Origin of the sequence: Alcanivorax xiamenensis (assembly GCF_009846745.1) — a bacterium.
Classification (GTDB): Bacteria; Pseudomonadota; Gammaproteobacteria; order Pseudomonadales; family Alcanivoracaceae; genus Alloalcanivorax; species Alloalcanivorax xiamenensis.
The window spans coordinates 1-5,411 of the sequence record NZ_AQPF01000087.1 but is presented as its reverse complement, the minus strand read 5'-3'; the positions used below and the strand labels follow the sequence as shown (position 1 = coordinate 5,411).

6 protein-coding genes are annotated in these 5,411 nt (G+C 61.3%); all 6 read right to left on the bottom strand.

Annotated elements, in window-relative coordinates; genetic code table 11:
* On the bottom strand, positions 1-604 hold a 604-nt coding region (locus tag A6D6_RS21285), incomplete at its 3' end, for a DUF2857 domain-containing protein (protein WP_159661815.1).
* Positions 592-2,187 (bottom strand): ParB family protein, encoded by a 1,596-nt coding sequence (locus tag A6D6_RS21280; RefSeq protein WP_159661814.1) that lies wholly within the window; start codon positions 2,185-2,187, stop codon positions 592-594. The genes A6D6_RS21285 and A6D6_RS21280, both read right to left, overlap by 13 nt.
* Complete coding sequence (locus tag A6D6_RS21275) at positions 2,184-3,056, bottom strand: DNA adenine methylase (RefSeq protein ID WP_159661813.1); 873 nt, start codon at positions 3,054-3,056, stop codon at positions 2,184-2,186. The genes A6D6_RS21280 and A6D6_RS21275 overlap by 4 nt, the downstream gene beginning before the upstream one ends.
* Positions 3,053-3,862, bottom strand: a complete 810-nt coding sequence (locus A6D6_RS21270) for a hypothetical protein (protein WP_159661812.1) — start codon at positions 3,860-3,862, stop codon at positions 3,053-3,055. Before A6D6_RS21270 ends, A6D6_RS21275 begins: the two co-directional genes overlap by 4 nt.
* Positions 3,852-4,499, bottom strand: a complete 648-nt coding sequence (locus tag A6D6_RS21265) for a hypothetical protein (protein WP_159661811.1) — start codon at positions 4,497-4,499, stop codon at positions 3,852-3,854. Before A6D6_RS21265 ends, A6D6_RS21270 begins: the two co-directional genes overlap by 11 nt.
* Positions 4,489-5,301 (bottom strand): ParA family protein, encoded by an 813-nt coding sequence (locus A6D6_RS21260; protein ID WP_159661810.1) that lies wholly within the window; start codon positions 5,299-5,301, stop codon positions 4,489-4,491. The genes A6D6_RS21265 and A6D6_RS21260 overlap by 11 nt, the downstream gene beginning before the upstream one ends.
* Between the last annotated feature and the right edge of the window lie 110 nt (positions 5,302-5,411).

The following is a 5,411-nucleotide window of genomic DNA, read 5'->3' as shown; positions in this document are numbered from 1 at the left end:
CCCGCTGCGAGCCCCGCTTGCCGGCCCGTTGGGCCGGGGCTGCCGGACATTCGCTCAGAATGCGATAGATCACCCTTAGATCTCGGCCGGTCCTTTCCGACAGCGCCAGCCAGTCCTCGGGCGTCAGCTCCGCAGGGTCCAGAGCCCCGTGATGGTTCTTCCAGGCCTTCCAGACCACTTCGATGGTGGCCTCATCCGGATCAGGTGGCCGGCCGGGGCCTCGGGTGAGCCGTACCGCGCGGCGCAGGCTGGTGTATTCCCGGACCCCCATGCTATACAGCGAGGCCATCAGTTCTGCCGGCGCTTCGCGACGCACCAGCTCCCGCTTTAGGTGCGTTCGTTCGGATTCACGGTGTACTTGGGCGAGCAACTGCCGGAACGCGCCCCGATCCAACCGGACTTTTAGCACGTGGCCATGCAGCTGCAGGTGGTGGGACAACAGCGTGACCGTCTCGATTGTGAGGCTCTGGAGAGACCGTAACTCTTCTTCGCCGAACCCCAGATCCCTTAGCGCGGCATAGTCGCCATCGTGTAGACATTCGGCCGCATACGTTAATAGCGCACGGGTTAACTGCGCCTCCTTATGCCGCATCAGGATATCCATGGGTCGCCCTCCGTGACGGAATGAATGGACCGAATGAGCGCCACTAGCTTGGTGAAGGCACGCCACTGCGCGTCGGACCAGTGCAGGTACAACTCAGAAGCCAGGTGGAAAGGGTTGAAGGTGGGGACGTGATCAAGCCAATCCGGTGGCAGATGGTCCGCCAGTGCGGCCTGGTTGGGGTGCTGGCCAGCGAGATTGGCAAGCTGCCACCACACACAGGCGGCGTGTCCGTCCGCCGGTTCCGGCAACAGCACGAAGCCGAACCCGCTTTCCGGTAGGGAGAGCGGTTCGGAGAGGCCTGCCTCCGCAGCGATGGCCGCCGCCAAATCCCACGCTTGTGACCGTAGATCGGCCAGATCCGGTGTGGTCTCGGATGCCACGGTTGAACGGGATGAAGACTCGGATACCGACGATGACGCGGGTGTCTCAGTAACGGGCACCCTGTCCTCATCTTGGGAGGTCGTTGTTGGGGCTTGCCCGGGCAGATCATCGTCGACACCGAACGACAGACGTTCATGACCGTCGTCGCTTTCCGTGTCGTCGCTATTTTCCTGAGTGGACGCCTCGCCGGCGTTGTCGGCATACCCGTAATCATCAAGATTCCCCGAACCGGCTGTCGCGTCCAGGAAATCGAGATCGTCCTCGGCGTCGTTGTTGGGCACGAGGATCTCACCGCCATCCAACGCCGCACCCAGAGCCAGGCTGGCGCGCCCGATATCGCAGTCGGCGGATACGGAAATTTCCGATTCCAGCTCCCGCCGGATGTGGTCCAGATCGATATCGCTTTGATCGTTGCGAGATACGACGGCGCCAAACAAACCCTCGATATCTTCTCCGAGACCAAACGCTTGGCAGACGTCACGGAACGCATTGTGGAGTCCGCGCAATCGTTCTACCTGTGGGCGACCCATGCCGTTATCGAGGGCAGAGGGGAGTAGGGGATAAAGGACATCGACGGCGTAGTCGTACCAAACGATGAGCGATTGGCTGACTCGGTACCCCTGGCTATCTAGGACTTCAGCGAACTCTCTTTGTGACAGCTTTTCTCTGTCCTGCTCTTCTAGAATCAGCTCTCGCACGTTGCGGATCGCCAGGGCTCGATCAATAAAAATGAGATCCCCGCGCAGATCGTTTTCTTTCAGATGCGACAGCAAAGTGCGGCACTCACTGTCCCAGGGCTTGAAGATGACCCAGGTCTGCTTGAACCGCTCGTTGCCGGTTTCCTTCCAGAGCTCCTGTAGGATGCACAGACGGGTATTGCCGCCGGCACTGACCATGTAACGCGGATCCGGATCGCCGGGCCGTTTGGTGACTACAAGGGGGCTTTCCAGCGGATCCTCTTGGTCGCCCGCGGCGAGGATTGATGCTTTGATCTCCGCGTATTTGCTGTTGCGGTTACGGCGTGGATCGTGGTCGTACCGGCGGATCTGATCGACGTCCATACGCATCGGCGTGCTGGTGATCGGGTCGGTGGAGGGCGTTGCGACGCCGTCACCGTTTTCCCGGTTACGTTGATCCCGCCGAAATAACGGTGTGGCGATCAGGGACGCGACCTGCTCGGAAGAGGGCCGTTTTTTACTCATGAGGCAATACCTCCCGTACGATCAAAGCGATCAAAAAGGTCTAACTGGGCGAGGCCGTGTTGAGCCTGGGGGTTGAGCCAGAGGCACTCAGTGCGGGACGTGGAGCCAAAGCGGCTGGAGCCGCTGGTGGCGAGGGACGTTCGATGCCAGCCGGACAGGCGCTGGTCGTACAAGGGATGGGCGTAGCCGGAGAGGAGTACCATCCCCGTGAGTCCCTGAAGGACCTCCAGAAGGGCCTCATGGTCCTCCCGGGTCAGTTCATGGCGGTAGTAACGGGTACCGCCGTTGGAGCGGGTTTCAGGCAGGTAAGGGGGATCCACATAATGCAACGTGGTCGGACCGTCGTGATGGCGCATCACATCGATGGCGGGCCGATGCTCGATGACCACATGAGTGAGTCGCTCCGTGACGACCGGAATCAGCCGACTCACTCGTGACCAAGCTTGCGCCACGCCCAGATAGCTGCCGTCGGGCCTGGTAAAGGTCCGCATCCCGGTGCGGCCCCGAGTGGCGCCGGCACTGCCAAAACTGAACCACGATCGCACCAGGGTACGGCGGGCTTGTTCGATCGGCAGGTCAGAGGGGCGTTGTGCTTGCTCGAACTCCTCCCGAGCATAGGGGGTGTACTGGCACTGTTGCGCCAGCACGCGGGCGTCATGGGGATCGCGCAATACCCGGAAGAGATTGACGATCTCGCCGTCCAGGTCGTTATACACCTCGGCCGGTGCCGGCGGTTTACTCAATAGAACGCTGGCGCCGCCGCCGAATGGCTCGACGTACACTTGGTGGGGCGGAAAGTGCTGTATCAGCCAATCGGCAATGCGAAATTTGCCGCCGTGGTAACGCAGGATCGGGGCAGGGAGGGTCATGAGGCACCTCCCGCCACCGTCAACGCGGGCTGAGAGGACATCGTGTATGAACTGCTATTGTCATCCAGGGCATCGATGTTCACGTGCCTGACCGTGAATGACAGCACCCAAACGAAGGGATTGGCATTCCAGGGACGGGTGCTATTGAGGTGGTTCCACAGCAGCGCAAAAGCCGCTTCGGGTGACGCGCCGTTTTGCCCGTCGGTGGCCGACCAATTTTCCCACCGCAGCAGGCCGCCCCCGACACGTTGCACGCCTTCTGCAATGGCGTCGTCTCGCCGAAGCTCCTGCAGCCGCTCCACGCGAACCTGGGTCAGCGTCAACGTGAATCGGCTGAACCGTCGGGGCATGTACCGAGCGGCGCGCCAGCGCAGGGGCCACCCGAAGTAGTGCTCCGACAGATCGGTATCGTCATCCAGGTAGCGGATGTGGTCCACGGCCCCCAAACAACCTGGTGTGCGGATGCCAACACGAGGCGTGCCTTCATACGCCACGCAATGACGCTCGACCCCGTCCTCGTGCTGCTCCACCAGGCTGGACCAGGGTTCCTTCACCCAGAGGTGAGAACCTGGACCGCCGTAGGGGCAGGGCAGCCACTGACGGTCTCCCGTCTCCAGGTGCTGAAACGCCACGCCCAGCTGCCCGGTGGTATCGAGCGTCACCGCCGCGTGGAGCGGCACCCAGTGATCCGGATCCTGATTAATACCATCCAGGCCTTGCAGGCGCCGGGTTTGTGTCTTGCGGCCGGTGTGCAACGCTTGAATCAGCGGCGGAATGAACGAAATGAAGCGCTCCTTACGCACCATGATCCGCCCCTCCATGCTGCGTTTGACGGCGGCGGGCGGCATCGAGGACGGCGTCAAGGTCGCCGGCCAGAAGTGTCCGCAGGCCGTATTTGTCGCGAAGTGCCCCAACGGTCACAGCACTGACCTTGGCATCGTGCCTTAACCAACGATAACGGTCGGCGTCGCGCTGTAGAGCGGATAGATCCTGCTCCTTGAGCGCATGAGTCGGGGTTGAAGTCATGACGACGAGTTGTTCTTCAGAAGCGTCGTAGGCGACGGCGCGTTGGACTTGGCGCTGCGGCGCCCCTTCCCGTGTGCGGGCCGCTTCTGGATTGGAGGACTCGAACAGAAAGTCCGCGATCCGACAGGCCGTTACTTCGGCTTGGTCGATGCGCTCAAACAGGTCATCGATCTCTGAGTCGTCCCGGGGGCACAAGGCGATCGCTGTCAGGGCGTGTTTTGCCTCGTGCAACAGAGCCCGTTCCGGTGTCATTGGGCGCTCAGCGGGCTTGGATGCGACGGCCTCCTGGATGGCGTTTAGCGCGTTATGCCAGGGGGAGTTGTCCAGACTGGCTTTGCCAATCTCGATGCCCAAGTGCACAGCGATCGCAGCGGACATTTCGTCCAATAGCTCTTCGAGGGAGGGTTTAAATCTCATCACGAAGCCCTCCCAAATCGATATGAGGGAACAGTTCGCCGACCAACGAAGAGAGGGTTTCCAGGGCGGAAGGGGCAGTGCCTCGACGCCGGTGTTCCAGCCGATGGACAGGAACCTGGGCGGTGGCGGCTTCGCGGTATACCACGGTGGAGGGGACCACCGTATCGAGCACGGAGATGGCGCCGCGTGATTCGGCGAACGTGGCTTTGCGGAGCGTATCGGCCACTTGGCGCGCGTCTACGGTGTGGTCCATGCGGTAGAGAAGGCCATAGAGATGACCGACCGGAGCACCAAGGTGCTGCATGGGCTGGAGCCGGTCGAGCATGCCGAGCGTGCCGCGGGCAAACTCACGGGCGGAGAGGATTTCAGGAGGGATGGGCGAAAGAAGCAGATCGCCGGCGAGCACACCGACATCCTGCAGCGGCCCGACGGCGCCCTGGGTATCGATTAAGACAACGTCATAGTCCTGGACAGCCCGCAGCGCGGTGCGCATGCGAATACGGCCGTCGGGCGTATGCAGGATCCAGGTTTCAAGGCTTCCTTCCGGATCGTCACTGATGACGATGTCCAGATTGGGGATGGTGGTGTGGCTGATGCAGCCCTCGACGTGACCGCTGGTGACCAGCTGGTGTAGGCCATAGGGCGCGCGGTCGGAGAGCGGGTAGTAACTGGAGAGAGTGGGCTGGATATCGGCATCGACGAGCAGAACACGTTGCCCTGCGTCAGCCAGGATGCCCCCAAGGTTGGCGGTGGTGGTCGTTTTGCCGACCCCGCCTTTGGTGGAGCAGATGGTCACTATCATTGGACACCTCTATTGTTTAGAAGTATCCGATAGGAACTTTAATGATTCGAGAGTGCTCTGAGTTAGGGAGGATTTAGGCCAAGAGACTTAAAATCTCTCGACCGTTAGGT

What these genes read in the sequence shown, in the direction of transcription:
- A6D6_RS21280 (WP_159661814.1), bottom strand. Translation starts at nt 2,187, where the DNA reads ATGAGTAAAAAACGGCCCTCTTCCGAGCAGGTCGCGTCCCTGATCGCC.
- A6D6_RS21260 (WP_159661810.1), bottom strand. Translation starts at nt 5,301, where the DNA reads ATGATAGTGACCATCTGCTCCACCAAAGGCGGGGTCGGCAAAACGACC.
- A6D6_RS21270 (WP_159661812.1), bottom strand. Translation starts at nt 3,862, where the DNA reads ATGGTGCGTAAGGAGCGCTTCATTTCGTTCATTCCGCCGCTGATTCAA.
- A6D6_RS21265 (WP_159661811.1), bottom strand. Translation starts at nt 4,499, where the DNA reads ATGAGATTTAAACCCTCCCTCGAAGAGCTATTGGACGAAATGTCCGCT.
- A6D6_RS21275 (WP_159661813.1), bottom strand. Translation starts at nt 3,056, where the DNA reads ATGACCCTCCCTGCCCCGATCCTGCGTTACCACGGCGGCAAATTTCGC.